The sequence below is a fragment of the Clostridium ganghwense genome (genome assembly GCF_026735165.1).
GTDB classification, from domain to species: domain Bacteria; phylum Bacillota; class Clostridia; order Clostridiales; family Clostridiaceae; genus Clostridium_H; species Clostridium_H ganghwense.
Map to the genome: position 1 here is coordinate 289,907 of NZ_JAPQES010000002.1, position 26,823 is coordinate 316,729.

Annotated in this window: 28 protein-coding genes and 1 other annotated feature; of the genes, 9 read left to right on the forward strand and 19 right to left on the reverse strand. The window is 29.2% G+C overall.

All coding sequences use genetic code 11. The features are described from left to right. Nucleotides 1–279: 279 nt before the first annotated feature. The 3 genes from hslO to OXH55_RS08020 all read right to left on the reverse strand — a co-directional run bounded on the left by hslO (nt 280) and on the right by OXH55_RS08020 (nt 2,336). A complete protein-coding gene (hslO, locus tag OXH55_RS08010) occupies nt 280–1,158 on the reverse strand; it encodes an Hsp33 family molecular chaperone HslO (protein ID WP_268049300.1) in 879 nt (292 codons plus the stop codon). Beyond that, nucleotides 1,148–1,915, reverse strand: a complete 768-nt coding sequence (locus tag OXH55_RS08015; protein ID WP_268049301.1) for a class I SAM-dependent DNA methyltransferase — start codon at nt 1,913–1,915, stop codon at nt 1,148–1,150. The genes hslO and OXH55_RS08015 overlap by 11 nt, the downstream gene beginning before the upstream one ends. A gap of 160 nt (nt 1,916–2,075) precedes the next feature. Next, a complete protein-coding gene (locus tag OXH55_RS08020) occupies nt 2,076–2,336 on the reverse strand; it encodes an alpha/beta-type small acid-soluble spore protein (protein ID WP_268049302.1) in 261 nt (86 codons plus the stop codon). A 316-nt stretch (nt 2,337–2,652) separates the two neighbouring features. Here OXH55_RS08020 and OXH55_RS08025 point away from each other — a divergent pair, with 316 nt between their 5' ends. The 3 genes from OXH55_RS08025 to dapB are packed head-to-tail and all read left to right on the forward strand — an operon-like array spanning nt 2,653 to nt 5,318. Continuing rightward, complete coding sequence (locus tag OXH55_RS08025; protein WP_268049303.1) at nt 2,653–3,648, forward strand: aspartate-semialdehyde dehydrogenase; 996 nt, start codon at nt 2,653–2,655, stop codon at nt 3,646–3,648. Between the two features lie 22 nt (nt 3,649–3,670). Beyond that, complete coding sequence (gene dapA, locus OXH55_RS08030) at nt 3,671–4,549, forward strand: 4-hydroxy-tetrahydrodipicolinate synthase (protein ID WP_268049304.1); 879 nt, start codon at nt 3,671–3,673, stop codon at nt 4,547–4,549. Between the two features lie 16 nt (nt 4,550–4,565). Then, a complete protein-coding gene (gene dapB / locus OXH55_RS08035; protein ID WP_268049305.1) occupies nt 4,566–5,318 on the forward strand; it encodes a 4-hydroxy-tetrahydrodipicolinate reductase in 753 nt (250 codons plus the stop codon). Nucleotides 5,319–5,375: 57 nt separating this feature from the next. Here the strand turns inward: dapB and OXH55_RS08040 are convergent, their stop codons facing one another. Continuing rightward, complete coding sequence (locus tag OXH55_RS08040; RefSeq protein ID WP_268049306.1) at nt 5,376–6,536, reverse strand: pyridoxal phosphate-dependent aminotransferase; 1,161 nt, start codon at nt 6,534–6,536, stop codon at nt 5,376–5,378. Nucleotides 6,537–6,737: 201 nt separating this feature from the next. On the opposite strand from OXH55_RS08040, the gene dapD reads away from it, so the two are divergent. Further along, nucleotides 6,738–7,448, forward strand: a complete 711-nt coding sequence (gene dapD, locus OXH55_RS08045) for a 2,3,4,5-tetrahydropyridine-2,6-dicarboxylate N-acetyltransferase (protein ID WP_268049307.1) — start codon at nt 6,738–6,740, stop codon at nt 7,446–7,448. A 42-nt stretch (nt 7,449–7,490) separates the two neighbouring features. On the opposite strand, the gene OXH55_RS08050 is transcribed toward dapD, so the two are convergent. The 3 genes from OXH55_RS08050 to pdaB all read right to left on the reverse strand — a co-directional run bounded on the left by OXH55_RS08050 (nt 7,491) and on the right by pdaB (nt 9,714). Further along, nucleotides 7,491–8,159 carry a single-stranded DNA-binding protein gene (locus tag OXH55_RS08050; protein ID WP_268049308.1) on the reverse strand — a complete coding sequence of 223 codons (669 nt, stop codon included), beginning with the start codon at nt 8,157–8,159 and terminating at the stop codon, nt 7,491–7,493. Nucleotides 8,160–8,254: 95 nt separating this feature from the next. Further along, nucleotides 8,255–8,770, reverse strand: coding sequence for a hypothetical protein (locus tag OXH55_RS08055; RefSeq protein ID WP_268049309.1), 516 nt, complete (start codon nt 8,768–8,770; stop codon nt 8,255–8,257). Nucleotides 8,771–8,943: 173 nt separating this feature from the next. After that, nucleotides 8,944–9,714: a polysaccharide deacetylase family sporulation protein PdaB gene (pdaB, locus tag OXH55_RS08060; protein ID WP_268049310.1), complete on the reverse strand. Its 771-nt coding sequence runs from the start codon at nt 9,712–9,714 to the stop codon at nt 8,944–8,946. A 182-nt stretch (nt 9,715–9,896) separates the two neighbouring features. Between pdaB and OXH55_RS08065 the strand changes: the two genes are divergently transcribed. Continuing rightward, nucleotides 9,897–10,130 (forward strand): alpha/beta-type small acid-soluble spore protein, encoded by a 234-nt coding sequence (locus tag OXH55_RS08065; RefSeq protein WP_268049311.1) that lies wholly within the window; start codon nt 9,897–9,899, stop codon nt 10,128–10,130. Between the two features lie 77 nt (nt 10,131–10,207). Then, nucleotides 10,208–10,732 carry a DUF4364 family protein gene (locus OXH55_RS08070; RefSeq protein ID WP_268049312.1) on the forward strand — a complete coding sequence of 175 codons (525 nt, stop codon included), beginning with the start codon at nt 10,208–10,210 and terminating at the stop codon, nt 10,730–10,732. Here the strand turns inward: OXH55_RS08070 and OXH55_RS08075 are convergent. Beyond that, nucleotides 10,729–11,613: a YncE family protein gene (locus tag OXH55_RS08075; protein WP_268049313.1), complete on the reverse strand. Its 885-nt coding sequence runs from the start codon at nt 11,611–11,613 to the stop codon at nt 10,729–10,731. The genes OXH55_RS08070 and OXH55_RS08075 overlap by 4 nt on opposite strands. A 170-nt stretch (nt 11,614–11,783) precedes the next feature. Between OXH55_RS08075 and OXH55_RS08080 the strand changes: the two genes are divergently transcribed. Continuing rightward, nucleotides 11,784–12,032, forward strand: a complete 249-nt coding sequence (locus OXH55_RS08080; protein ID WP_268049314.1) for a TIGR03905 family TSCPD domain-containing protein — start codon at nt 11,784–11,786, stop codon at nt 12,030–12,032. Nucleotides 12,033–12,555: 523 nt separating this feature from the next. Further along, nucleotides 12,556–13,665 (forward strand): AI-2E family transporter, encoded by a 1,110-nt coding sequence (locus OXH55_RS08085; RefSeq protein WP_268049315.1) that lies wholly within the window; start codon nt 12,556–12,558, stop codon nt 13,663–13,665. Nucleotides 13,666–13,694: 29 nt separating this feature from the next. Here the strand turns inward: OXH55_RS08085 and OXH55_RS08090 are convergent, their stop codons facing one another. Both OXH55_RS08090 and OXH55_RS08095 read right to left on the reverse strand, forming a co-directional pair. Further along, complete coding sequence (locus OXH55_RS08090; RefSeq protein WP_268049316.1) at nt 13,695–15,011, reverse strand: bifunctional folylpolyglutamate synthase/dihydrofolate synthase; 1,317 nt, start codon at nt 15,009–15,011, stop codon at nt 13,695–13,697. Between the two features lie 136 nt (nt 15,012–15,147). Next, nucleotides 15,148–17,787: a valine--tRNA ligase gene (locus OXH55_RS08095; RefSeq protein ID WP_268049317.1), complete on the reverse strand. Its 2,640-nt coding sequence runs from the start codon at nt 17,785–17,787 to the stop codon at nt 15,148–15,150. 116 nt (nt 17,788–17,903) lie between these two features. Further along, nucleotides 17,904–18,117, reverse strand: a binding site (T-box leader). Between the two features lie 179 nt (nt 18,118–18,296). Between OXH55_RS08095 and OXH55_RS08100 the strand changes: the two genes are divergently transcribed. Then, on the forward strand, nt 18,297–18,827 hold the full coding sequence (locus tag OXH55_RS08100) for a serine/threonine protein kinase (protein ID WP_268049318.1): 531 nt from the start codon (nt 18,297–18,299) through the stop codon (nt 18,825–18,827). Nucleotides 18,828–18,928: 101 nt separating this feature from the next. Here the strand turns inward: OXH55_RS08100 and OXH55_RS08105 are convergent, their stop codons facing one another. The 9 genes from OXH55_RS08105 to OXH55_RS08145 form a co-directional block, all read right to left on the reverse strand. Continuing rightward, complete coding sequence (locus OXH55_RS08105; RefSeq protein WP_268049319.1) at nt 18,929–19,573, reverse strand: peroxiredoxin-like family protein; 645 nt, start codon at nt 19,571–19,573, stop codon at nt 18,929–18,931. Between the two features lie 69 nt (nt 19,574–19,642). Beyond that, complete coding sequence (locus tag OXH55_RS08110) at nt 19,643–20,227, reverse strand: TetR/AcrR family transcriptional regulator (RefSeq protein WP_268049320.1); 585 nt, start codon at nt 20,225–20,227, stop codon at nt 19,643–19,645. Nucleotides 20,228–20,297: 70 nt separating this feature from the next. Beyond that, a complete protein-coding gene (locus OXH55_RS08115) occupies nt 20,298–20,942 on the reverse strand; it encodes a flavodoxin family protein (RefSeq protein WP_268049321.1) in 645 nt (214 codons plus the stop codon). Nucleotides 20,943–21,043: 101 nt separating this feature from the next. Then, nucleotides 21,044–21,331 carry a putative quinol monooxygenase gene (locus OXH55_RS08120; protein WP_268049323.1) on the reverse strand — a complete coding sequence of 96 codons (288 nt, stop codon included), beginning with the start codon at nt 21,329–21,331 and terminating at the stop codon, nt 21,044–21,046. A gap of 102 nt (nt 21,332–21,433) precedes the next feature. Beyond that, nucleotides 21,434–23,359, reverse strand: a complete 1,926-nt coding sequence (locus OXH55_RS08125; protein WP_268049325.1) for an oxidoreductase — start codon at nt 23,357–23,359, stop codon at nt 21,434–21,436. Between the two features lie 35 nt (nt 23,360–23,394). After that, nucleotides 23,395–23,616, reverse strand: coding sequence for a NifU family protein (locus tag OXH55_RS08130; protein ID WP_268049327.1), 222 nt, complete (start codon nt 23,614–23,616; stop codon nt 23,395–23,397). A gap of 358 nt (nt 23,617–23,974) precedes the next feature. Beyond that, nucleotides 23,975–25,720, reverse strand: a complete 1,746-nt coding sequence (gene arsA / locus OXH55_RS08135) for an arsenical pump-driving ATPase (RefSeq protein WP_272508992.1) — start codon at nt 25,718–25,720, stop codon at nt 23,975–23,977. Between the two features lie 21 nt (nt 25,721–25,741). Continuing rightward, complete coding sequence (gene arsD / locus OXH55_RS08140; RefSeq protein ID WP_268049329.1) at nt 25,742–26,113, reverse strand: arsenite efflux transporter metallochaperone ArsD; 372 nt, start codon at nt 26,111–26,113, stop codon at nt 25,742–25,744. Between the two features lie 26 nt (nt 26,114–26,139). Next, a complete protein-coding gene (locus OXH55_RS08145; RefSeq protein WP_268049331.1) occupies nt 26,140–26,469 on the reverse strand; it encodes an ArsR/SmtB family transcription factor in 330 nt (109 codons plus the stop codon). Between the last annotated feature and the right edge of the window lie 354 nt (nt 26,470–26,823).

Here is a 26,823-nt window from a genome sequence, read left to right on the forward strand (position 1 = left end):
CACAAACTTGATATGTATAATCCAAAAAATATTATTATTTTTCTCTTTTAAACTTAATTTAAAAATGAGAAAAAATTTATTAACATTACTAATAATAATAAATTTTTTAAATCTAAATGATACATCATTAATAATTATTTAATTTTTCTAATTATTTTTTATCATATTAGCATATTTCAATATCTTTGTCAAACACTCCAGCCCTTCGCTTTACTGCTGTGCAGTGGTATATTTTTCTTTCAAAACTACTTTACTATTTCGATATTTATACATTAAAAATTACAATTCTTTTAGTATTTTTTCTAAATCGTTATGGGTAAATTCATAAGATTTATTACAAAAATGGCATTTTAATTCTTCTGTTTTTCCTTCATCATATATCTTTTGCAATTCATTTTTTCCTAAACTTATCAATGCTTTTTCCACCTTTTCTCTTGAGCAATCACATTCATACATAGGTTCTATAGTATCTAATATTTTGAGTCCCATATCATCAAATAAGAAATTCAATATATCTTCTGCACCTTTTCCTTCAGACATAAATTTAGTAATAGAACCCATATCTTGCAATCTAAATGTTATTAAATCTGCTAACATTTCGTCAGCTCCTGGCATCATCTGTATAATCAAGCCGCCTGCATGCTTTACACTTAAATCTTTATCTACGAGTACGCCTAATCCTACTGCTGTAGGTGTTTGTTCTGATACAGTAAAATAATATGCTATATCATCGCCAATTTCTCCAGTATATATAGGAACCTGTCCTACATACGGTTCTTTAAGCCCCATATCCCTAATCACCAATAAATTACCATTTTTCCCTATAACTCCACTTACATCTAATTTTCCTAAATTATTTGCTGGTAAATCTGCTGATGGATTTCCTATATACCCTTTCACATGACCATTACTATAAGAAGTTACAGTTATACCTTTTGCTGGACCTCCACCTGAAATCTTTAAAGTAACTACATCCTTTTCAGATTTAAGTAAAGCTCCCATTAAACTTCCAGCAGTCATCATTCTACCTAAAGCAGCAGCTGCTGTTGGAGCACAGTTATGTATTTTAACTCCTTCATTTACCATATCTGTCGTTGTAGCTACTAAAACTCTAACCTGACCATCCTTAGCAATAGCTCTTATTAATTTATCTTTCATTTTCTTTCCCCCCAAGTTGTTTTTTTGTTAATACATATACAATTCTCTCAGTATTATCAGTAATTTTTTCTTCTTTATAATTGTCAAGTTTTTTAATTATATCAAATCCAATTTTCTTTAAGATTTCATCTAAAAATTCTTCTTTATAAGCTCGTTCAGTATGCTCTTCATCAAATCGTCTATATAATTCTTTTTCCTCAACAAAAAATGTGAGATACATATCTACAACATCATTTTCTAAAACATTTTCCCATATATAAACAATCTCTTCATCGTCATAATTAAATATGTTATTCCCCAAAATTCGAGTTAATTTATAGTAGGAATTTATATCAAATACAAATATTCCTTCATCTTTTAGATGTTTATATACTCCCTTAAAATATTCTTCTAGTTCTTGTTCATCTAGTATATAATTAGTAGAATCAAGCACACACGTTATAAGATCAAATTTCTTCATTAAATTTAGTTTACTCATATTTTGACATATAAAATTTGCTTTTAATTTTTCTTCTCTTAATTTTCCCTCAGCTTGAGCCAACATATCGTAAGATAAATCTACTGCCCATACATTTTTAAACTCTTTCCCAATCTCTTTTGTAACATTACCAGTACCACATGCTAAATCTAAGTAATCAATTCTTTCAATATTGTTTTCATTACATATTTTAATTATTGCTTCACCATAACTTTTATAATCTATATCTCCATGGATAAGTTTATCATAAATCTTTGCAAAATCTTTGTAACACTTCACACTATCACCCCATTTCAGTCATATTTTACCATAATTGATAAATAACTCTCTTTATATCTTAAATTTCTTTTATTCATCACTAAAATATATTATTATATATTGATATAAAAAATCAACTAAAATTAGGGATTATAAATTCAAAATAGCTTAATTTATTTATCTATTTATTTTCATTCATACTCAAAATCACATCATTTTTAGGTATTTTTAATTCTCTTTTTCTTTTTGTCATTACTCCTCCTATTCTTCCTGTTTCTTCTGCTGTTAAACCACTCCATCCAAACTTATCCACCTTTTCATTAAGACCTAATTCTTTTGCTATTTCATACTTCATTCTTTCTCTAAGTTTTTCTAGTTCACTTAATTCTTTATTTGATTTTAATTTTGCTTTTATTACTTTTTTAAGCGGAGTCTTCCCCATTTTTCACCCTCCCCAAAACCTTAATTTTTAATAATATAGTTCTCAAATTTGTAATTTTTTATACCAAAACAAAAGTAGCATTTAAAGCTACTTCCTCCCCCTAAATATATATACTCTATTGTTTATTTATTTTTATCATCTTAATACCATTTGCATATTATGATTGTATAACAAAGAATATATATATAAAATTAACCTAATTGTCCAAAAAAAGTTTGTGTTTTCTACAATATAATATATAATTATAAGAAATATATATTTTTATTGAATTTGACTGTAGAAAAACAAATAAAATATATAGGTAGGAGGCTTTGTTATGAAGTATAATGTTGCGGTTGTAGGCGCTACTGGAATGGTAGGAAATAAGTTTTTAGAAGTTTTAGCAGAAAGGAATTTTCCAATTGAAACTCTTTATTTATTTGCTTCAAAAAAATCAGCTGGAAAAACACTTTCTTTTAAAGGTAAAGACTTTATAGTAGAAGAACTAAAAGAAGATAATATTAAAAACAAACAAATTGATTTTGCTTTATTTTCAGCTGGTGGAAGTGTCAGTTTAGAATATGCTCCAATTTTTGCAAAATACAATGCTACTGTTATCGATAACAGCAGTGCTTGGAGAATGGACCCTAATGTTCCTCTAGTTGTACCAGAAGTTAATCCTGAGGATATAAAGTGGAATAAAGGCATAATTGCTAATCCTAATTGTTCTACAATTCAAGCAGTTGTTGCTTTAAAACCTTTATTTGATAAATACGGAATAAAAAGAATAGTTTATTCTACTTATCAAGCTGTTTCAGGTGCTGGAGTAGGAGGTTTTAACGACTTAAAAGAAGGATATAGCGGTACTGCTCCTCAAAAATTCCCTCATCCAATAGCTGGGAATGTTCTTCCACATATAGATGTATTTTTAGATAATGGATATACAAAAGAAGAAATGAAAATGATAGATGAAACAATAAAAATTCTTCATGATGATTCACTTAAAATAACTGCAACTACAGTGAGAGTTCCTGTATTTTATGGACATAGCGAAAGTCTAAACGTAGAATTAAAAAAAGACTTTGATGTAAAAGATATTTTTGAGCTGTATAAAAATACTGATGGTATAATCTTAAAAGATGATGTTAAAAATTTAGTATATCCTATGCCAATAGAAGCAGCTGGAAGTGATGATGTGTATGTAGGAAGAATAAGACGTGATTTTAGTGTTGAAAACGGCTTGAACTTATGGGTAGTAGCTGATAATATTAGAAAGGGTGCAGCTTCAAATGCTGTCCAAATTGCAGAATGTATAATTAGACAAAACAAATAATTATTCCTAAGGGGGATTTAAAATGACATTATTTAAAGGCTCAGGAGTTGCAATCGTCACTCCATTTATTAACGACAAAGTAAATTTCAACAAATTAGAAGAACTTTTAGAATGGCATGTAGAAAATGGTACTGATGCTATTGTAATCTGTGGAACAACAGGTGAAGCTTCTACAATGTCAGAATCTGAAAAAAAAGAAGTTATTAAATTTACAGTAGACGTTATCAACAAAAGAATACCTGTAATTGCAGGAACAGGAAGTAACAATACACTTTCAGCAGCTAGTATGAGTAAATGGGCTGAAAGTATAGGAGTAGATGGTCTTTTAGTAATTACTCCTTATTATAACAAAACAACTCAAAAGGGAATCATAGAACATTTTAAAGTAATTGATAGTAATGTTAATATACCTATAATCGTATATAATGTTCCTGGAAGAACTGGATTAAATATAGCTCCTAAAACACTTTTAAAACTATGTAATCTTAAAAATATAGTAGCTATTAAAGAGGCTAGCGGTGATATAAGCCAAATAGCAGAAATGAAAGCATTATGTGGTGATAAAATAGATATTTATTCAGGAAATGATGATCAAATTGTTCCTATACTATCTTTAGGCGGAATAGGAGTAATTTCTGTAGCTGCAAATTTATTCCCAAAAGATGTTCATAATCTTTGTGAATTTTACATGAACGGAAATCACGAAGAAGCATTAAAGCTACAATTAAGAATGTTACCTTTGATAAATTCTCTATTTATAGAAACTAACCCTATTCCTGTTAAGACAGCAATGAATCTTTTAGAAATGGGTGTTGGAAACTTAAGATTACCTTTATGTGAAATGGAAGAAAATAATCTTAATATTTTAAAAGAGGATTTACAAAAATATAGCGAAAAATAGAGGAGGACTAAAATTCATGATAAGAATTATACTAAGCGGATGCTTAGGAAGAATGGGAAAAGTTATATCCCAAAGTGTAGCAAATTTTCCATCCTTATCTATAGTAGCAGGAATTGATAAAAATGACGATGATACAGTAAAATATCCTGTATATAAAACCATACAAGAATGTAATACTGTAGGTGATGTTGTTTTAGATTTTTCAAGACCTGAAACATTATCCTCATTACTTCAATATTGTAAAGATAAAAACTTGCCACTTATATTGTGTACAACTGGATACTCACAAGAACAATTAACTCAAATAGAAGAAGCTAGTAAAGAAATACCTATTTTCCGTTCAGCAAATATGTCTATAGGTATTAACGTTATAAATAATATTCTAAAAAAAATAAGTGCAATGCTTTATGAAAATTATGATATAGAAATAATAGAAAAACATCACAATCAAAAAGTAGATTCTCCAAGTGGAACAGCTTTACTTCTTGCCAATACTATAAAAGAAACTATTCCTTCCGAAACAATATTTACTAAAGGCAGAGATGGTATATCCAAAAGAGAACATAAAGAAATTGGTGTTCACGCAGTACGCGGCGGCAGCATTGTAGGAGAACATGAAGTTATATTTGCAGGACAAGGAGAAATTATAGAACTAAAACATTCAGCACTATCTAGAGAAGTCTTTGCTGTAGGCTCTCTTAAAGCTTGTGAATTTATATATGGGAAAGAAAAAGGTATGTATTCAATGGATAACGTAATTAATAAATAAATTTTAAAAAGAGTATCAATTTTGTCCATAAATTGATACTCTTTTTCTTTACACCCTTTATCCTATTTTTTCTTTAGACATCCATTTTTCCAATCTATTAAGTGCTTCCTGTAGTTCTTCCATACTATAGGAATATGATATACGAATATATCCTTCTCCTCCATTACCAAAAGCAGAACCAGGAACCATAGCCACCTTTGCTTCTTGTAAAGCTCTCTCACAAAATTCATCACTACTCATATTAAATCCCTTAATGCTTGGAAACATATAAAATGCTCCCATAGGAAGATTAACTTCAAATCCTAAAGCTGTTAATCTTTCATATAAATAATCCCTTCTGTTTATAAATTCATTTTTCATGTACTCAACATCACTTAAACAATTTTTTATTCCTTCATAGGCTCCCCACTGTACAATAGACGGAGCACAGGATACATTATATTGGTGAACCTTTATAATGCTTCCCATTAACCTTTCACATGCACAGACATATCCTAACCTTAATCCTGTCATAGAAAACATTTTTGAAAAACCACTTACAAGTACAACCTTCTCTTTAATATCTTCATACTGAACAATTGAGAAATATTCATCTTCAAAAGTTAAAGAACTATATATTTCATCAGATACAACAATAGTATCATTATCTTTTATTAATTTATATAATTTATCTCTATCTTCTTTGCTTAATATTGCCCCTGTAGGATTAGATGGATATGATAAAACCATAACTTTAGGTTTTTCTTTTAAAATAATTTCTTCAAGTCTATCAAAATCAATAGAAAAATCTTCTTTCAGATAATAGTTTAACACTTTACCACCTAAAAGTTTCACGCAGCTTTCATAAGCTGGATAAGCAGGTGTAGGTATTAATACTTTATCTCCACTATTTATAAGTGCTGTAAAAGTAGACAATAACCCTTGACTTCCCCCTATAGTTAAACATATTTCTTCTTTATCATAATAAATATTAAAATATTTTTTCAAATAATTTGATATCTCGCCTCTAAGTTCCTCAATACCAGCATTTGATGTATATGTAGTTTTATTTTCTTCTATAGCTTTTATCATGGCTTTCTTTATTTTTTCTGGAACACTAAAGTCTGGTTGCCCTAAAGTAAGAGATACAGCCCCATCAACCTTGGCAACTTTATTAAAGAACTTTCTTATACCAGAAATCTGTATATCTTGTACATTTTTAGAAATTATGTTATTCACATGTATCGCCCCTCATAAATTATTTTTATTTTAAATTTTACTCTACTTCACTCCTATATGTCTAGTTAAAACACTAAATTATATATATAATTGAATATCTACAATATATTTTTCTGTTATTTACATATTTTTACTTTCAATTAGTAATAATATTTATTATAATAATGATTATATTTAATTATTGTACAGGAGGTTTGAACTATGAATTACGATTTTACTAATCCATATGAAATAGCAAGATACATAAAGGAAGCTGAAAAATCTACTCCATTAAAGGTATATGTTGACGGCAATCTTGAAGGTTGCAATTTTCAAGGCATAGAATACTTTGGTGAAAAAAACTTTTATGTCCTATTTGGTGAAAGTTCTGAAATATCTGATTTTCTTATTGAAAATAAGGACAAAATAAAAAAATATCGACTAGAAAATGACAGAAGGAATTCTGCAATTCCTCTATTAGATATGAAAAATATAGAAGCTAGAATAGAACCTGGTGCAATTATAAGAGATAGAGTTGCAATAGGTAAAAATGCAGTTATTATGATGGGTGCTGTAATAAACATTGGATGCGAAATTGGCGAAGGAACTATGGTTGATATGAATGCAGTACTTGGAGCTCGTGCAAAGCTTGGAAAAAATGTCCATCTTGGAGCAGGTGCAGTTGTTGCAGGTGTACTAGAACCACCAAGCAAATCTCCTTGTGAAATTGGAGACAATGTATTGATTGGTGCTAATGCGGTTATCTTAGAAGGAGTTAAAATTGGCAATAACTCTGTAGTTGCTGCTGGTTCTGTGGTTGTAGAAGATGTTGCTGAGAATGTGGTTGTTGCAGGAAGTCCAGCAAAAATAATAAAACATGTAGACCTTAAAACTAAAGAAAAAACACAATTAATGGATGACTTAAGAAAATAAAATAAAAAAAGTACTTAGTGGTAAACTAAGTACTTTTTTTTATTATTCAGCAATATCTTTGCAGCTATCTTGCTCTTCTATATTTTCTTCCATATCATTAGCACGTTCTAATTTTGAAATAGAAACTTCATACGCTGTTTTAGTTATAGCTTCATCTTCACCTATCTTTTTTTGATATTGTCTACTTTGAAGTCTTCCCCAAACTTTTATATTATCTCCTACCTTTAGGGTTTTACAAAATCTTGAATTTCTTCCCCATGATATTGTAGGTATATAATCTGATTTATTGTATGGTCTATTTACTGCAAGTAATATGTCCGATATTTCTCTTCCAAACGGAGTAGTTCTATAAACAGGTTCCTTACAAATGTAACCGTTTAAAAATATTTGATTTGGATTTTTACTTTTTTCTATACAAGGTTGAATATCCCTTGCAAATACAGTAAGTATTAATCTATTTGAGCCATCTATAAATTTATTATATGATCTTAGTTGCCCTTCAATAACTAATTCAGCTCCTACCTTTATATCTATTTCAGTGAGTAATCTTTCTGAAACAGTTATCGGCAAAACATCCCTTGCATCACTAAGTCTATGAACCGAAATTTTAAACATATAAAATCCTTCACCATACATCTCATGACTAAATTCTAGCCCTGATACACAAATACCTTCTAAATAAATCTTGTTGTTTAACATTAAATTGTCCATTATAACCCCTCTCTCCCTTAGTTTTCTTTTTATTATTTATCTTACTGAAATATAAATATTCATATATTTTATAAAATATTACAAATATCTTAAAATTATTTATATGAAAATTCATTATTTAACTTTTTTTCTATCCTCTTTTTATTATTTATACCTTCTATCAAAGATATTGTTATAGCTACCATATATGAATATAATTCCTCTTCTTCTTCAAATTCTATTTCTATAGGTATTTCTTGTGGTTCTACTCCTTGTAAGTCATTAATGTGTATATATCTCTGAAGACAATAAACAAATCCATCGTTTTCATCCTTAACACTTGAAATAGTTACAGTATTCTTACTTCCAAAGCCATAAGTAATTAAATTTCCATTTATACTAATCTTATTTCCAAGTAAAGTATCCATATTAGCTAAACAATACCCACAGTTTAGTGTTACTGCTGATATGTTAATGCATGAATTCATAATAATATAATCACTATATTTTTCATTATACGGTATATCTTTACTAATATCTCTATATTTAATTCCTAAAGCTTCAATAAAACCTAATACGTTGGATTTAAAAACCTTATCATTGTTTTGTCCAACAAATGCTATTGTTTTCATTTAACCAACTCCACCTTTAGAATATTTTGTGTAATTTCTTAAACATAGTTTAAACATATAGTGAGATTTTATGAGTAAGCTAGCTTAAACAATATTAATTACAAAAATTCCAAAAATTAAATTGGTGTTGTTTCCATTATAATACAATTATGCGTTAAATTTCAATAACTTTTTTAATTATTTAATATTTGTCTTCCTGTATAATCTATATGATAATTATCTTTATAAATCAAATCAGATATTTTCACAAACTCATATCCTTGAGATTTTAACTCTTCTATTATCTTAGGCAAATTTTCAGGTGTATATTTGGCGGTATTGTGAAATAAAATTATAGAACCTGGCTTCACCTTGTTTATTACCCTTATATATTCACTTTCAGCCCCTTGTTCTTTCCAATCAATACTATCTACATCCCATTGTACACAGTAATGATTTGTGCTTTCTGCAGCCTCCACACTTTTATCATTATAGGAACCTGATGGAAACCTAAATAACTTTGTATCCGTGCCTATAAGTTGCATTAATTTTGCATCTGTAGCAGATATCTCCTTTATTATTTTATCATTTGACAATGTAGTCATATCTGGATGGGTATCTGAATGATTACCAATTTCATGTCCTCTTATATATATTTCTTTTGTTTCTTTTGGAAATTCATCACTCCATCTTCCTACTAAGAAAAAAGTAGCTTTTACATTATATTTATCTAAAATATCTAATATTTTAATTGTATTGTTAGCTCCCCAACTAGCATCAAAAGAAATTGCTACTTTTTTCTCCTTTGTGTCTACACAATATATGGGTAATTTTTTTTCTTTTGTAAATACTCCTCCACTTCTATAATTAAACATAGTAGCAATGAGTCCAACTGCAATAAGCATTATAAGTACTAATAAAATGTTTTTAACTTTAGTCCTTCTAGATATTACTAGTATTTTCATAAATCCTCCTAAATATTAATTACTCTATTGAATTTATATATATTTTTCCCTTTAAATATTACCAAAATATAGATTTAGTATTTTTCCCAAGAATCTGCTAATTTACCTATATAACTCTAGTATAAAGCTTGTTTCCTAAGACAAACTATTAATACAAATAATACATAAAGGAGGATTAATTAATGGCTTTAGGACAATCTGGCAGTGGTCGCACACAAGTAGTACCTGACTGTCATAAAATACTAGATCATATGAAATATGAAATAGCTGAAGAATTAAACTTAGGAGTTCACGAAGGTTCAGAAGACTATTGGGGCGATATTTCTTCTAAAAATTGTGGTAGAGTTGGAGGCACAATGGTTAAGAGACTGGTAAATTTAGCTGAAGAAGAACTTTTAAATGGAAAAAAAGCTTAAAAATTTTAAGCACCGATTCATTTCGGTGCTTTTTATGATATAATATTCTATGTAATCTGTTTAAAGGAGTGAAGGTAATGTATAGCAATACCTCAGAATTAGCCGAAGATAAGCTTCTTTTGCTTTATTTATTGGACAAAATTAAACTTCCTATTTCAAATAATAAAGTTACCGAAATTATATTAGAGAATAATTTTATTAACTACTTCACTCTCCAACAATATCTAACGGAACTCGCAAATGCGAATTTCATAAATTACATAGAACAAGAAGGTAAACATAGAATTATTGTTTCTAATAAAGGGTTGAAGGTCTTATCATTATTTAGAAATAGAATATCTGAAGTTAAAATTAAAGCAATAGATTGTTATCTAAAAAAACAAATGGAAAGTATAAAAAAGGAAATTGCCATATCTGCTGACTATACAATTGAAGGAAATAATTATATTGTTAATTTAAAAGCAGTTGAAAACAATTCTATATTAATTGATTTAAAATTAAATGTGGCATCAAATAAGCAAGCAAAAGATTTATGTGCAAAGTGGAAAAAAAATTCTTCTAAACTTTATAATGAATTATTTAAAGTACTCATAAATAATTAACCAACTGTCATTCCCGTAGGTTCGCCACCTATGGATATGACTTTTTTATTTTCTTTTTCTATATCAACTCTTATAAGCAAATTATTATAGTTATCTCCTACATAAATATAATCTCCCATTTTTATAATGCCTCTAGGCATTCCCCCAATGTTTATTTTCTTAATTGCTTTATATAAATTAATATCTGCTATACTAATACTACCTTCACCAAAATTAGATACATAACAATACAAAGCATCTGCATACATGTCCACAGGATATTTGCCAACTAAAATTTTATTTAATACCTTACAAGTTTTTAAAGATAATATGCTAATACTTCCTCTTGTATCAGCTCCTATATTACTTTCACAAACTAGTATATGATCACCATCAACGGTAAATAATGCCTTTGTAGGATAAGCACCAACTCTTATATGCTTTATATTTTTTCTATCCTCTAAATCCACAATAGTTAAACTATCGTTTTCAAAATTTGATATTAACATGAGATTTTTTTGTTTGTTTACTTGTATGCTATGTGGCAAATTGCCGCAGGGGATCTCTTCATCAATCTTGTTTGTAATTAAATTAAAAACTACAATGTAATTGGATTCTCCACAAATAACATAAGCCTTATCATCATACACAGCAGCATCATTACAATGCATACCTATAAAATAATTTTCTATCTCTTTATTAAGTTCTGTATCAATTATTGAAAGAGTATTACTATAGTTATTAGCAACAAGTAATTTTTCCCTATAGGTACATATACCATGAGGACCTATCCTGTCCATATTATATGGGTTTAAAGCAATCTTATATTCTTCTTTAAAATTTTCAATATTGACTACAGATATGTTATCTGAAGAAGTATTACATACATATAACCAATTCATATTTTCACCCCCTCACAGTATACTATGTGATAAAGTTAGAATTTGAGATAAAATATACAATTAAAATAAAGTTTTTAAAAAAACTAACCTTTCTTTTCTTGAATAAAATACAATAATACATTATAATTTTTAACAGCTAAATAAATTTTACAAAAGAAAGGATGAATAATATGTATACTTTTAATCCTAAAGGAGTTTGTTCTAGAGAAATAAACTTTAATTTAGAAGATAATAAAGTTAAAAATGTTTCTTTTATTGGTGGTTGCGATGGAAACTTAAAGGGCTTATCAAGCCTTGTAGAAGGAATGGAAGCAAAAGAGGTTGTTAAAAGACTTAAAGGAATACATTGCGGTAATAAGTGTACTTCTTGTCCAGATCAACTTTCTAAAGCGCTTGAAGAATTAGTTGTAAATAAATAAAAAAAGAAAAGTGCCACGCACTTTTCTTTTTTTATAAAATTTTATAAATTTTCTCTATAAAAACGAAAACATTTTCGAGAAATTTACATATACTATTATTGATAGGACAAGCTGCGTGTTCTATCAACTCCTCACGAAGGGAGGCTTATTTATGAGTCGCTCATACTGCCCTAGTAATAATTTTGATGGCTTACTAGCAGTAATCGTATTAATTATTATACTCTGCTGCTATTGTGGCTATGGATATGGCTGTTATTTACCTTATTATTTTTATTCATGCTGTTGTTGTTGCTGCTAGTGAATAATAAAAACTTATTATTACAGCGGTATATTTCTTATAATATACCGCTTTATTTTATTAACTAATGTTCATAAAATTCTATATAAATTTATACAAACTGTAAATTTTTTATATACATAGTTTTAAAATTATATGTTGAAGGTAAAAATACTAGAATAATAAGGAATTTAGTGATATAATCTAATCTAACTAATTACCATTTATGAAAGAGAGGACTCGATGTTGTTTAAAAACAAAAAAATTCCCTACTTAAATTTAATACCCATTTTAATAATTTCTTTCTTACTTTTTAAGGCTATAAATAATATTGAGATCTTGGCAGAAGGTTTTTGGTTTTTAATGTCAATTCTCACTCCTTTTTTTTGGGCCTTTGGAACAGCATATTTACTAAATCCATTAATGATTCATATTGAAAAAAGGTTTAAATTAAAAAGAGGATTAAGCATATTAGTTGTTTATATGATCCTTATAGGTTTCATAACCTTAACAGTAACTATAATTTCTCCTACTATAACTAAGAATATAGGAGACTTAGTGGATAATATTCCAAACTTTGCTAAGCAAACAGAATCATGGTTTAATACTAATGTAAAAAATCTAAATTTAGCAAATAACGCCAATCTTGTTGAATCAATAAACAACTTTTTAACTACATCCTCAGATAAATTAACATCGATTTTAAATACAGGAGTTAATGTAGCATTAACCAAAGCTATTAATTTCACTTCATCTTTTCTTAAAATGATTTTTGGATTTATAATATCTGTTTATATGTTAAAAGACAAAGAAATTTTTAAGAACAATATAAAAAAATTTTTATATGCTGTTTTTGATCAAGAATCTGTAACTGCTTTTCTTATATTTGGAGATGAAGTAAATAAATTATTTTCTCAATACATCATTGGTAAGTTCATTGACTCATTAATAATAGGACTACTATGCGCTATAGGTTTAACATTGCTAAAAACACCTTACGCTCTACTTATTAGCTTAATAGTTGGTATTACAAATATGATACCTTACTTTGGTCCTTTTATTGGAATGATACCAGCTGTTATAATAACTATATTTTATAGTCCAATACAGGCTTTAAAAGTACTTGTCTTTATATTATTTCTACAACAATTCGATGGGTTATACTTAGGTCCTAAAATACTTGGAGACAAAGTAGGATTAAGCCCTTTTTGGATAATACTAGCTATAACTTTTGGTGGCGGTCTTTTTGGAGTTCTCGGAATGTTTTTAGGAGTACCTGTTATGGCTGTTATAAAAATTTCACTGCAAAGGCTTATTTCTAAACGCCTAAAAAATAAAAATATTAAGGAAATTTAAAATAAAGAAAAATGAGGAACAGCTTTTAGCTACTCCTCATTTTTCTTTATTATTTTTCTCATATCTCCTATCATATATAGTGAACCTGAAATTAACAATAAATCTTCTTTGTTGCAATAACTCAGTCCAAGTTTATACGCTTTTTCATAATTTTCAACAGCTTCACATTCTTTATTACATTTTTCTACTTCTAATTTAAGTTTATCTGCTAACTCTGCCCTATCACTATGAGGAGTTACACATATTACTTTTTTTGCTATTGGTACAATTGTTTTAACCATATCGTATACCTGCTTATCTGCAAGAATTCCCAAAATTAAAATTAAACTATCATATTTTGTATATGTTTCTACACTTTCTTTTAACTTTGATATTCCATCAACATTATGAGCTCCATCTATTATGACTGTAGGCTGACTTTTCATTATTTCAAACCTTCCCATCCATTTAACTTTGGATAAAGCCTTTATAATATGTGTTTTCTCTATTCTTATTCCCTGGTCTTTTAATAATTCTACAACCTGTATAGCTACTGCACAATTTAATAATTGATGCTTACCCAATAAAGATAGCCTTATATCATAAGTATCATATTCTCCCTTTATACTTATATTTTGAAGACTTTTTCCCTGGTGCTCATTTTCTCCTCTGGTACATCCAAAAAACTCTACACAATCTTTTTTAACCTTAATAAGCTTTGAGTACATATCTTTACAAACTTTTTCAATTACGTCTTCAACCTCTTTTTGTTGAGGATACAATACAACTGGAGTATTTTTCTTGATTATACCTGCCTTTTCAAATGCTATTTCAGATAATGTTTCTCCTAAAATATTCATGTGATCATAACTAACAGATGTAATAACGCTCAATATAGGAGTTATTACATTCGTAGAATCTAATCTTCCTCCAAGTCCTACTTCTATAACTGCAAAATCAACTTTTTTTTCGTAAAAATATAGTAACCCTGCGCAAGTTATTATTTCAAATTGAGTAGGATTATCATACCCCATATCTTTAACTTTATCTATTACTTCTGCAACTCTAGTAATAACTTCTGCTAATTCATTTTTACCTATATTAACTCCATTTATCTGTATTCTTTCTTCAAATTCCTCAATATATGGAGAAGTATACATTCCAACATTATAACCAGCTTCTTTAAGCATACTAGTAATCATTGAAGTAGTAGAACCTTTTCCGTTAGTTCCAGCTATATGTATACATTTTAACTTTTTATGAGGATCTCCTAACAATTCAAGTATCTTCTCTGTTCTTGAAAGCCCCAATTTTATACTAAATCTAGCTGTGTCTTCTATATATTGCCTAGCCTGTACATAATTCAATTTCATTCTCTCCAATCTCAAATATAATTTTCTTTATATAGATTAAAGTTTAAAATTAATTCTATCAAAATTCAACATCTTTATCAAACTTTTTATATAAAAAGTACCTGCTATTTAGCAGGCACTTTCATTAAAATTATTTTAAATTATTTATTCTTTCTAAAACAGCTTCATACATTTCTTTATATTTTTGACCCTTTTCTCTTTCTTCATTTACAACTGCCTCTGGAGCTTTACTTATAAATTTCTCATTTGAAAGCTTCTTTTCTACTCTTGTAATTTCTTTTTCAAGCTTTTCCTTTTCTTTATTTAATCTTTCAAGCTCTTTTTCTACATCTACTAAGTCTAAAAGAGGCATATAGATCTCTGCTCCTTTTGTAACTGTTGAAACTGCATTTTCTGGTATTTCATCTTTTGAATCGGTAAATGCTACTTCTGATGCTGAAGCTAGTTTTTCAAAATATAACTTTCCTTCTTCAAAAGCTTTTCTACCTTCTACAGCGAAAATAGTTACTTTAGCTTTTCTTGAATTCGGAACATTCATCTCAGCTCTTACATTTCTTAATGCCTTTATAGCTTCAATTATATAATTCATGTTTTCTTCTGCTTGCTTATCTTCTAATTCCGCTCTATATGTTGGCCAATTAGATGTAACTATAGATTCATCTGTACTTGGTAAGTTAGTATATATTTCCTCTGTAATATATGGCATTGCAGGATGTAATAATTTAAGTCCTGTTGATAATACTTCATTTAATACATTTAATACTATTCCTTTAGCTTTTTCATCTTCTCCATATAAAACTGGTTTTACAAGTTCAATATACCAATCACAGAATTCAGTCCACATAAAATCATATACTTTTTGTGAAGCTATTCCTACTTCAAATTTATCTATATTGTCAGTTACTTCATTAACTAATGTATTAAGTCTTGATAGTATCCATTTATCAGCAATAGTATATTCTTTGCAATCTTTATATTTATCCATCAACTCTTTATCAAAATTCATCATAACAAATCTTGATGCATTCCATATTTTATTTGCAAAGTTTCTAGCTGCTTCTACCTTTTCTTCATAGTATCTAATATCATTTCCTGGAGCATTACCTGTAATAAGCATAAATCTTAAGGCATCTGCACCATATTTTTCTATAACTTCAAGTGGATCAACACCATTTCCAAGAGATTTAGACATCTTTCTTCCGTCACCATCTCTTACTATTCCATGAATTAATACTGTTTTGAATGGTATCTCTCCCATACTATGAAGTCCTGAGAATATCATTCTAGCTACCCAAAAGAATATAATATCGTATCCTGTAACTAAAGTATCTGTTGGATAGAAATATTTTAGATCTTCTGTTTTTTCAGGATAACCTAATGTTGAGAATGGCCATAATGCAGAACTAAACCATGTATCAAGAACATCTTCATCCTGTTTTAAGTTTGCACTTGAACACTTAGTACATTTTGTTGGTTCATCTACAGATACTATTAATTCTCCACAATCTTTACAATACCAAACTGGAACTCTATGTCCCCACCAAAGTTGTCTTGAAATACACCAATCTTGAATATTTTCCATCCAGTTAAAATATGTTTTTGAGAATCTATCAGGTACAAATTTAATTTGACCTTCTCTTACTACCTTTATAGCTGGTTCTGCAAGAGACTTCATTTTTACATACCATTGTTTAGATGTTACAGGCTCTATTGTAGTTCCACATCTATCGTGAGTTCCAACATTATGTGCATGTTCTTTTATTTTTACAAGATATCCTTGCTCTTCTAAATCTTTTACTATAGCACGTCTTGCATCATATCTGTCCATACCTGAATATTCGCCATATCCGTCTACTATAGCACCTTTTTTATCCATAACAACTATTTCTGGAAGATCATGTCTCTTACCTACTTCGTAGTCATTAGGGTCATGAGCTGGAGTTATTTTAACTGCTCCTGTTCCAAAGTCTATACCAACATAATCATCAGCAATTACAGGGATTTCTCTTCCTACTAATGGTAAAATTAATTTTTTACCTATTAAGTGCTTATATCTTTCATCCTCTGGATTAACAGCTACAGCTGTATCTCCAAGCATTGTTTCAGGTCTAGTTGTAGCAATTTCTAAATACTCATCACTATCTACTACTGGATATTTTATGTGCCAAAAATGTCCATTTTGTTCTTCATATTCTATCTCTGCATCAGATATAGCTGTTTGACATTTTGGACACCAGTTTACTATTCTATTCCCTCTGTAAATTAACCCTTCATTATAAAGATCAACAAATACTTGTTTAACAGCTTTGCTTAAACCTTCATCCATTGTAAATCTTTCTCTAGTGTAATCCGCTGAAATTCCTAATCTTTTGTACTGAGTTTTGATTCTTTCTCTATATGTATCAGACCATTCCCAAACCTTTTCCAAGAAAGCTTCTCTTCCCATTTCTTTTTTATGTAGATTCTGCTTTAATAATTCTTTCTCAACTTTTACTTCAGTTGCAATACTTGCATGGTCTTCTCCTGGTAACCATAAAGTACTATAGCCCTGCATTCTTTTTGTTCTTATAAGAAAGTCTTGAAGTGTTCCATCAAGCGCATGACCTAAATGAAGCTGTCCTGTTATATTTGGTGGCGGCATCATTATTGTATAAGGTTTTTTATTTTCATCTACTTTTGGAGTAAAATACCCCTTTTCTTCCCAATTTTTATAAAGTCTGTTTTCAAATTCTTTAGGATCATATGTTTTTGCGATATTTACTTCTGCCATTTATATTACCTCCCATTATATTAATGGACAATGAACACTAGACAATCAAAACTTAAAAATTCTTATATTGCCAATTGTTAATTGTCATTTTTTTAAATAAAAAAAGCACTGACCTCCCAAAGGACGACAGTGCGCGTTACCACCTTAATTCCTGCAAAATGCAGACACTCATTTATATTAACGATGTGACCACCGTCTTTACCTACTACTATTTCGGTAAAGAAGCTCCAAAGCTACCTTCAAGATAATTTGTATAGAAAGTCTCTCAGCTAATAAACTTTCCTCTCTTAATACTCCTATATCTTTACTCCTCTTTTTCTTTGCTTTTATATTAGATTCAAATATATATTTTCTATTATAACTTTATTTTATAAACTGTCAATACTTATTCTTATTTTTTCACCACTTAACTAAAAAAGAATATTGTAATAATAAACGGGATTTTTTTATAAATATATATTACACGAACTATCTATTGTTGAATATTCCATAAAGGATGATGTATTAATATGAAACATACAAGTATTCCCGGAATAAATTTAACTACTTGTAAAATATTACATGACAGTAAAAAGGAAAAAATTTATTTAACACCAGATTATAAAGTAATAAAGATATGTAAAAATCTTGATGAATGTAGAAGAGAATATCTTATACTTAGATACTGTCAAAATAACAAATATTTTCCTAAAGTATATGAATATCATGCCGGATATATAATTAGAGAATATATTTCAGGAATCTGTCTAATAGATTATATAAAAAAACAAAGTATTGATGAAAGTCTTGTCCTTTCATTAGTTGATCTTATAGAAAATTTTAAGCTTCTCCATTTCACAAGATTAGATACAGGTATTTCTCATATTTTTATAAATAAGAATGGTACTTTAAAAGTAATAGGTCTAAAAAATAATTATCTTCGAAAAGAAAAATATCCAAAGCATATGATTTCTGGTCTCAGAAAATTAAAGGTTTCTAAAAAATTTTTTAAAGTTTTAAAAAAACAACATCCTGATTTATATCAAAAATGGAAAGATTAATACAACTCAAAGTGAAGATGCAAATGTTTTATTTTGTATATCTTAAAAACAAAGCTATTGAAATGTTTTTTACATCTTAATAGCTTTTAACATCCTAATTTTTAAAGTCTTTCAAGAGATTTTATAACTTCTTTAGGCTCTAATCTATTAGTATAGTCAATATTTACATAATCTAAGACTATATTTCCATTCGTATCAACTACATATGTTGCAGGTATTGGCAGCTCATAATTATCATTACCCTGTGTTGCAACTAAATCAATACCAACCCCTTTATAAAGTGATTTGAATTCCTCTTCAATCTGAAAACTCAAACCAAATTTTTGGGCAACTTTATTTTCAATATCACTTAAAACTTCGTATTTTAATAAATATTTCTCTATTAAAGACATAGAATTATCTGGTAACTCAGGCGAAATAGCTACTAATTGAGCTCCTAAGGCTTTTATTTCAGGAAGTATTTCTTGATATGCGTGTAACTCAAGATTACAATATGGACACCATGCACCACGATAAAAACTTATAACTAATGGACCTTTTTCCAATAAATCATGTGAATCTATCTTTTCTCCAACAGCATTTCTAAGTATAAAGTGAGGTATTTTATCACCTACTTTTAAAGCTTTTTTTTCTACCCCTTTTTGTGCAAGGTTTTCTGCTTGACTTCTTAAAAGATCAATAATATCTTTAGGAGCTTTATTAAGAAAATCTTCATTGAATTTTTTTAGTTCTAAATTTAAATTCATTTTGTTGCCTCCGTATTTACAAATTTATATATGACCAGTCATTTAATTATTAGCTTTAAAACAGAAGTTTTACTTTAGTAAAACTTCTGCCAATACTTCATAAAAATCATCTAAATCTTGTCTGTTTTTACTTGCTTTCATTCTTAACAATGTTCCTTGCCAACTACTTACAATAAAATTAGAAAGTTTCTCTGTATCTACTTTAGGATTTAATTCATTAAGTTCACAAGCTTCTATTAAACAAGCATGGATTCTTTTTACAATTTCTTTATGAATTACATCTGTAGCCTCTGAAATTATGGTACTTATATCCCCCATTTCTTGAGTTATATTTCCTACAAAGCATCCAAGCTTAAAGCCTGCTTCTTCATTCTGATTAATTAAATTTTTGTAAAAATTTTTGATTCGATCTAAAGGTTTAAAGTTTTTGTCTTTTAGGAATTCAAAGTTTTCTTTAGTCATTTCATAAAAAAAATGGTATAAAGCATCTACAGCATAATGTTCTTTATCTTCAAAATAATTATAAAATGACCCCTTTGGAATTCCAGCTGCATCAGTGATGTCTTTTACACTTGTTCCGTTATATCCTTTTAGATACATAATATCAATAGAATTTTCTATTATTTGATTTTTTTTAATTAGTTTTTTATTCATAATTAAATTATATGACCACTCATCTAAGATGTCAAGTTTTTGGGGAACTGTTTTCTATAATGTATTGATATTATTTTAAATTTTTAGCTTTTTGATTGATTGCTTCAGCTATTTTTTTACCTAATAATGTTGCTTTTTCTACTGCTTTTTCGTCTTTGTCAAAAACATAAAAAACATCATCAGTTATTTTCGCATCTTGACCATATTTTGCACGGAATGCACTATAATTACAAGTTTCTCCATAACCACATTTAAAACAAGAAGCATTTCCATCTATTGTGATTGAACCAACATCTTCCATTCCAAGTGTTTGTAAAATAGATGATAACTCATCTTTTACTACCTCCTGGTGAAAAAAGCCTCCTGCCACTGTTGCAGCTATTTTCCCTTTAGTTAACATATATCTATGTACGAAAGGGAAAAGTCTTTCAATAAATACTTTAGTTAACGCATTTAATTTTCCAAATCTAGCAACTCCCCCCAAAAGAATTGCATCTGCTTCTAAAATCTTGTCCAATATTTCATTAATATCATCTTTCAAAACGCAACGATTAGTGGTTCCACATCCTACACAGCCAGTACAATATTTCATATTAATATCATTTAATCTAACTAATTCCCATTCATGCCCTGTAGATTTTAATACTTGTTCCATAGCTTTTTCAAGAACCCCTGATTTAACTGTACTTCCACTAAAGCCAATAATTTTTGCCATTATTATTCCTCCTAATTTATATTGATAATTTATTCAACACCTATATTGCATATTTAGAATGTATTCGAAAACTGTTTGCCAAATACACATTTTATTATTAATTACGCTACCTTATAACAAAGATTTATCTCTGTTTCTTTTGTCATATATTCAGACATCTTAGGAGCTATTCTTTCAAAATGCTCAGATTTCATATGATTATCAAAATCTTCTCTACATTCCCATTGTTCAAGAACTATAAGCGTTGAAGGCTTCTCTTCGTCTTGATACATTTCATATTGTATGCATCCTTTTTCTTTTTTTGTTGGCTCAATCATTCCTTTGAATACTTCTACAAATTCATTAATTTGCTCTTCTTTAACATAGATTTTTGATACAGTTTGCAACATTTTCTCTACACTCCTCTTATAAATAATTTTTTAATATGTTTAAAGTTAGAGACAGTTCACAGCTATTTTAAACTTGAAACAACTGTGAACTTATCTTTATTTTTATATTTCAAGTCCTGCTCTAAATCCTTCTTCTACAGCCTCCAAAGCCTTTCTAACCTTTACTGCATCTCCAACGGTTATAACTTTTTCAACTTTACCTTCTAATTTTGCAGCTAATTCATTTACAGGTCTAGAACCAATTGCCATAACAACTGTATCTATGTTTTGCAATTTAGATTCATTACCTTCTTTGTCAGCAGTTACAACTGAATTATTGAGTATTTCTTTTACTGAAGTATTCGTTAATATTTGTACCTTATTTTGCTCTAAATCTTTGAATAAGAAATAATTCACTGCTGGTTCTCCGCCTGAAACTATTTCTGGAAGCATTTCAACTATTGTAACCTTTTTATTGTGGTTCGCAAGATGAGCTGCTGTTTCTGCTCCAACTAATCCACCACCTATTACAACTACATTTGTACCTGTATCTTTTAATCCTGCTAAAACATCATTAGCTATTACAACATTATCTAAATCTTTTCCTGGTATATTTGGTACAAATGGTTTTGCTCCAGTTGCTACTATAACTACATCAGGCTTCATATCTTCTACTATTTCTTCAGTTAAATTAGTGTTTAAATATACATTTACCCCTAATTTTCTCAATTGAGTTTTTTGCCATACAGTAAGTGTATTTAATTCTTCTTTTGATGGTGGAATTGCTGCTAAAATCCATTGTCCACCTAATTTATTATTTTTTTCATATAAATGCACTTCATGCCCACGCTTTGTAGCAGCTATAGCAGCTTCCATTCCTGCTACACCACCTCCAGCAATAAGTACTTTCTTTTTATCTTCTGCTTCTTCAATCTTTATTTCACTTTCATTACCTATCATTGGATTTACAAGACATTTTACTGGTAATTGTTTTACATTTCTTCCTGCACATCCTTGTAAACACCCAATACAATGAATGATATCTTCAAATCTGTCTTCTTTAGCTTTGTTTGGCATATGTGGGTCAGCAAGAGACGCTCTTCCCATAGATACTAAATCTGCTTTTCCAGAAACTAAGATAGATTCTGCTATTAAAGGATCTGTTACTCTTCCAACAGTAATTACAGGTATAGAAACTACTTTTTTAATTTCAGCAGAAATATCAGAACTCCAACCATGTTTTACTGCTGCTGGTGGTATAATATATTGAGCACTTGCATAAACTCCATTAGTAGCATGGATTGCATTTACTCCTGCTTCTTCTAACATCATCGCGATAACCTTACTGTCCTCTGTTGTTAATCCACCCTCAACTAATTCATTTACTGACATTCTATATATAATAGGAAAGTCTTGTACAACTTTCTCTTTTATGTTCTTAATTACTTCTAATGCAAATCTTGCTCTGTTTTGAATCGTTCCACCATATTCATCTGTTCTTTTATTAGAAAATGGTGACATGAATTCATTTATAAGATATCCATGAGAACCATGAACCTCTACCCCATCAAATCCTGCTTTCTTAGCTCTTAAGGCTGCATCTCCAAATTTTTCTACTATTTCATGTATTTCTTTAATAGTTAATTCTTTAGGAGTTTCTCCTATAGTAGGATCTGCTATAGGAGAAGGGGCTACTGGCTGTACACCAGTTATTGCACTGCTCGTTTGTCTTCCAGCATGATTAATTTGAACTACAATTTTAGCTCCATGTTTATGAACCCTTTCTGTTAACTCTTTGTGGCTTTCAATTTGTCCATCATTCCATAATCCTGGAAGCTTTACAAATCCTCTTGCATCCGGATCCATTGTATAATTTTCTGGAATTATAAGTCCCCATCCACCTTTTGCCTTCTCTTCAATATATGCAATAAACCTCTCACTAGCTGTTCCATCTTCATTTGCAAAATTAACTACCATTGGTGGTACTACAAATCTATTTTTTACTTCCATAGTCCCGATTTTTATTGGAGTGAATACTTTATTTAACATTACTTTACCTCCCATTTTATATTGTTTACTAGAATTTATACCCCAATAACTTCTTTAACCTGTGGTACCTCTTCCTTTAATATCTTTTCACTTACCGCTTTTAACGTCATTTTAGCTCCAGGACATCCAGCACAAGCACCTTGTAACTCTACTTTTACAATTCCATCTTCACTAGCACTTATAAATTTTACGTCACCGCCATCTCTTTGTAACATAGGACGTACCTTTTCTAATGTTTCTATTACTCTTTTTTCCATATTTTTCTCTCCTTATAGTAAAATATTATTGGCATAATCATAAATATTATTATATGACCAGTCACTTTTTAGTGCTTTATTCATTTTTCTATTAATTTCTTATCTACGACTTAATTATATGACCGTTCGTCTATAGTGTCAAGTTTTTTATTCAGACTATTGGTAACATTTCTAATTTCATTAGCTAATATCCTTGTTTATTGTTTTTTGTCTTATCCTTCTTTTTTAAGGATTCAGGAATAAAAGATTTTAGGAAATAAAAAATTTTAGAATAAAGTATGTAACAGCCCCTAGAAAATATGAAAATCCCACTACAAAAATCACCAATTTTACACAATCATTGTAGCGGAATTATTTTTTAGTTTAATAAATCTAAAAGTTTTTCACCTTTAATCTCTTCTGATTTCCATTCTATTAATGCAAAGCTACCGTTGGAAATTTCATTAACTTTATTAATCCAAACCACTTCATTACTTGCTTTAGCTCTAAGAATATTATTTGTAGTATTTGTAGCATATAAACTTGAATTTATTACCCACCATTTACTATTGATACCTGCACGTTTTAAATCTTCTTCAAGCCTCATAGCTTCATAAACAGGTGTTGTTTCAGCTAAAGTTACAATTATTACTTCTGTTTCATCTGCATTTCTAAGCTTAGGTAATAGCTTTTTAACTGACTCGGGAATATCCCCTTGTGAACGCTGTATTTCTTTATGATAACTTTGTGTGGAATCTAAAAGTAAAAGTGTATGACCTGTTGGAGCTGTGTCTATAACAACCACCTCATTTTCAGACCTTTCCACTATTTCTGCAAAGGCTCTGAATACTGCAATCTCCTGAGTGCAAGGACTTCTTAAGTCTTCTTCTACATATTCAATATCTTGTTCGCTCATTGTTTCTCTAGCTTTACTTAAAACTTCTTCTTTATACTTTTCTAATTCTTTCTTTTCATCTATACTACTAAGTGTAATACCATAATTTTCATCTAAAACAAATTTCAAATGAGCTGCTGGGTCTGTAGTAGTCAAATGAACTTTTTTACCTCTATCAGCTAACCCAAGTGCAATTGTAGCAGCTATAGTAGTTTTACCTACCCCACCTTTACCCATTGTAAAAATAACCTTTTTATTAGAGTTGTATAAATCATCTACGACTGTTTTTAACTTTGGAATTTCACTAACAGTTAATTTTTCATCGTTGTATTTTATATTATCTTCTTTTAAGAAAGCTCTAAGATTTTCAAGTCCAGTTATATTATATGGTCTAAGTGGAATCTCAAAAGTTTCTAAACCTCTTAGATATTCTGGCATATCTTTGAGTGATTTTTGTTGTTTGTTAGATATATCAATTGATAAGTCGTCATCGGCATTCTTAAGCACCCCATTAATAACAAGAATTTGATTGTTAACTCCAATATCTTGTAATTCTTTTGATGCTCTTTCTGCTTCTTTTAGTGGAGCTACTTCTGGTCTTGAAATAAGTATAAGTGTTGTCATACTCTTGTCAGCTAATGTTTTTACTGCATTCTTATAAACTTCTTTCCTACTTTCAAGACCTGCCAACTGACCTAGACATGATGCACCATGGGTACTTTCACTAATAAAGTTACTCCATGCTGATGGTAGTTGTAACATTCTAAGTGTATGTCCCGTAGGTGCTGTATCAAATATTACATGGTCAAATTCTTTTTGAACCTTTTCATCTGTAATAAAATTTGAAAACTCATTAAATGCAGCTATTTCAACAGTACAGGAACCCGAAAGTTGTTCTTCCATATTTTTTATAACTACCTCTGGAAGCTTACCTCTATATGGCCCTACAACACTTTCCTTGTATTCTCTTGCAGCATCTTCTGGATTAAAATTTGCAACTACAAGATTTGGTACTTCATTTATTCTAACACCTTTATTATTTAAGTTAGTATTGAATACATCTTGCAAATTTGAAGCTGGATCCGTGCTTACTAACATTATTCTTTTCCCTTGGTCTGCTAATATCATAGCAGTTGCACAAGCTGTTGATGTTTTGCCAACTCCACCTTTTCCAGTAAAGAATAAATACTTAGTTAACTCTATTTCATTAGGAGTAAATTTATTAATCATCTCTACACTTCCTTCCGTAAATTAGCAACATCCACCTTTGCACCCGCAACCTTTAGATTTAATCTTAATTGTAGTTTTAAGATAATCTTCTGGAATGTCTAACATTTTGCAAAACTCCTCATTTGTTGGATATGCTTTAGTCTTTACAACTTCACCATCTACAATTGTTACTGGTAGTACATCTACTCCATTTGTATTTAATAAATCATTGATAATCTTATTATCTACAAATGCTTGTGGATTGTTTGTTAGATTATATCTTTCAACAATAACTCCTTTACTTTTTAAATTGTTTAGTACTGTAGCTACTCTTAATAATTCCGAATCAACACCTGGACCGCATACTCCTGTTGAACAACACATTGCAGGGTCAAAAATAATCATTTTTTTCATAACATCCATCTCCTTAAATTTAATTTTTATTTATTACAAGCTTTTTCTTTATTACCACATTTACATATACAATCATCTGTATCTGTAATCACATTCATTAGAAATAATACTATCTTATTTGAGTTTGTATTATCTAATGAATAGTAACTCCACAAACCTTCTTTTCGACTTTCTACAAGCCCACATTCCATAAGAACTTTCATGTGGTGCGATAAAGTTGGTTGAGTAAACTCAAAGTTTTCTAATATATCACAGGCACATTTTTCACCGCAAGATAAAATATCAATAATTTTTAATCTGTTTGGCTCTGATAATGCTTTGAATATTTTAGCACTAGTTTCATAGTTTTTTTCCATTCAATCACCTCTTATATACATGTATCCATATTTAATATAGATGATAATCTATATATCGTCAATACAGATTATGTATTTAAACATATAGAATGTGATTATATATATTATTTTCTATATAGTCATAATATATGTGTATATTATATAAATGTTGTAGATAATTTTCAAAACACAAGTATTATAATTAAGGCATGGCACATAAATCATCCTAAAAAATGCAAATAAAAAAAGCCTGACTACAATTATAATCAGGCTTTCAGATAAAAAACATATAATAATTCTACATTATTTAATTTTCTCTATTGTTTTCCATTTCTTCTTTATCATCACAAAACAGTTCAAATCCGTTGTCTTGTT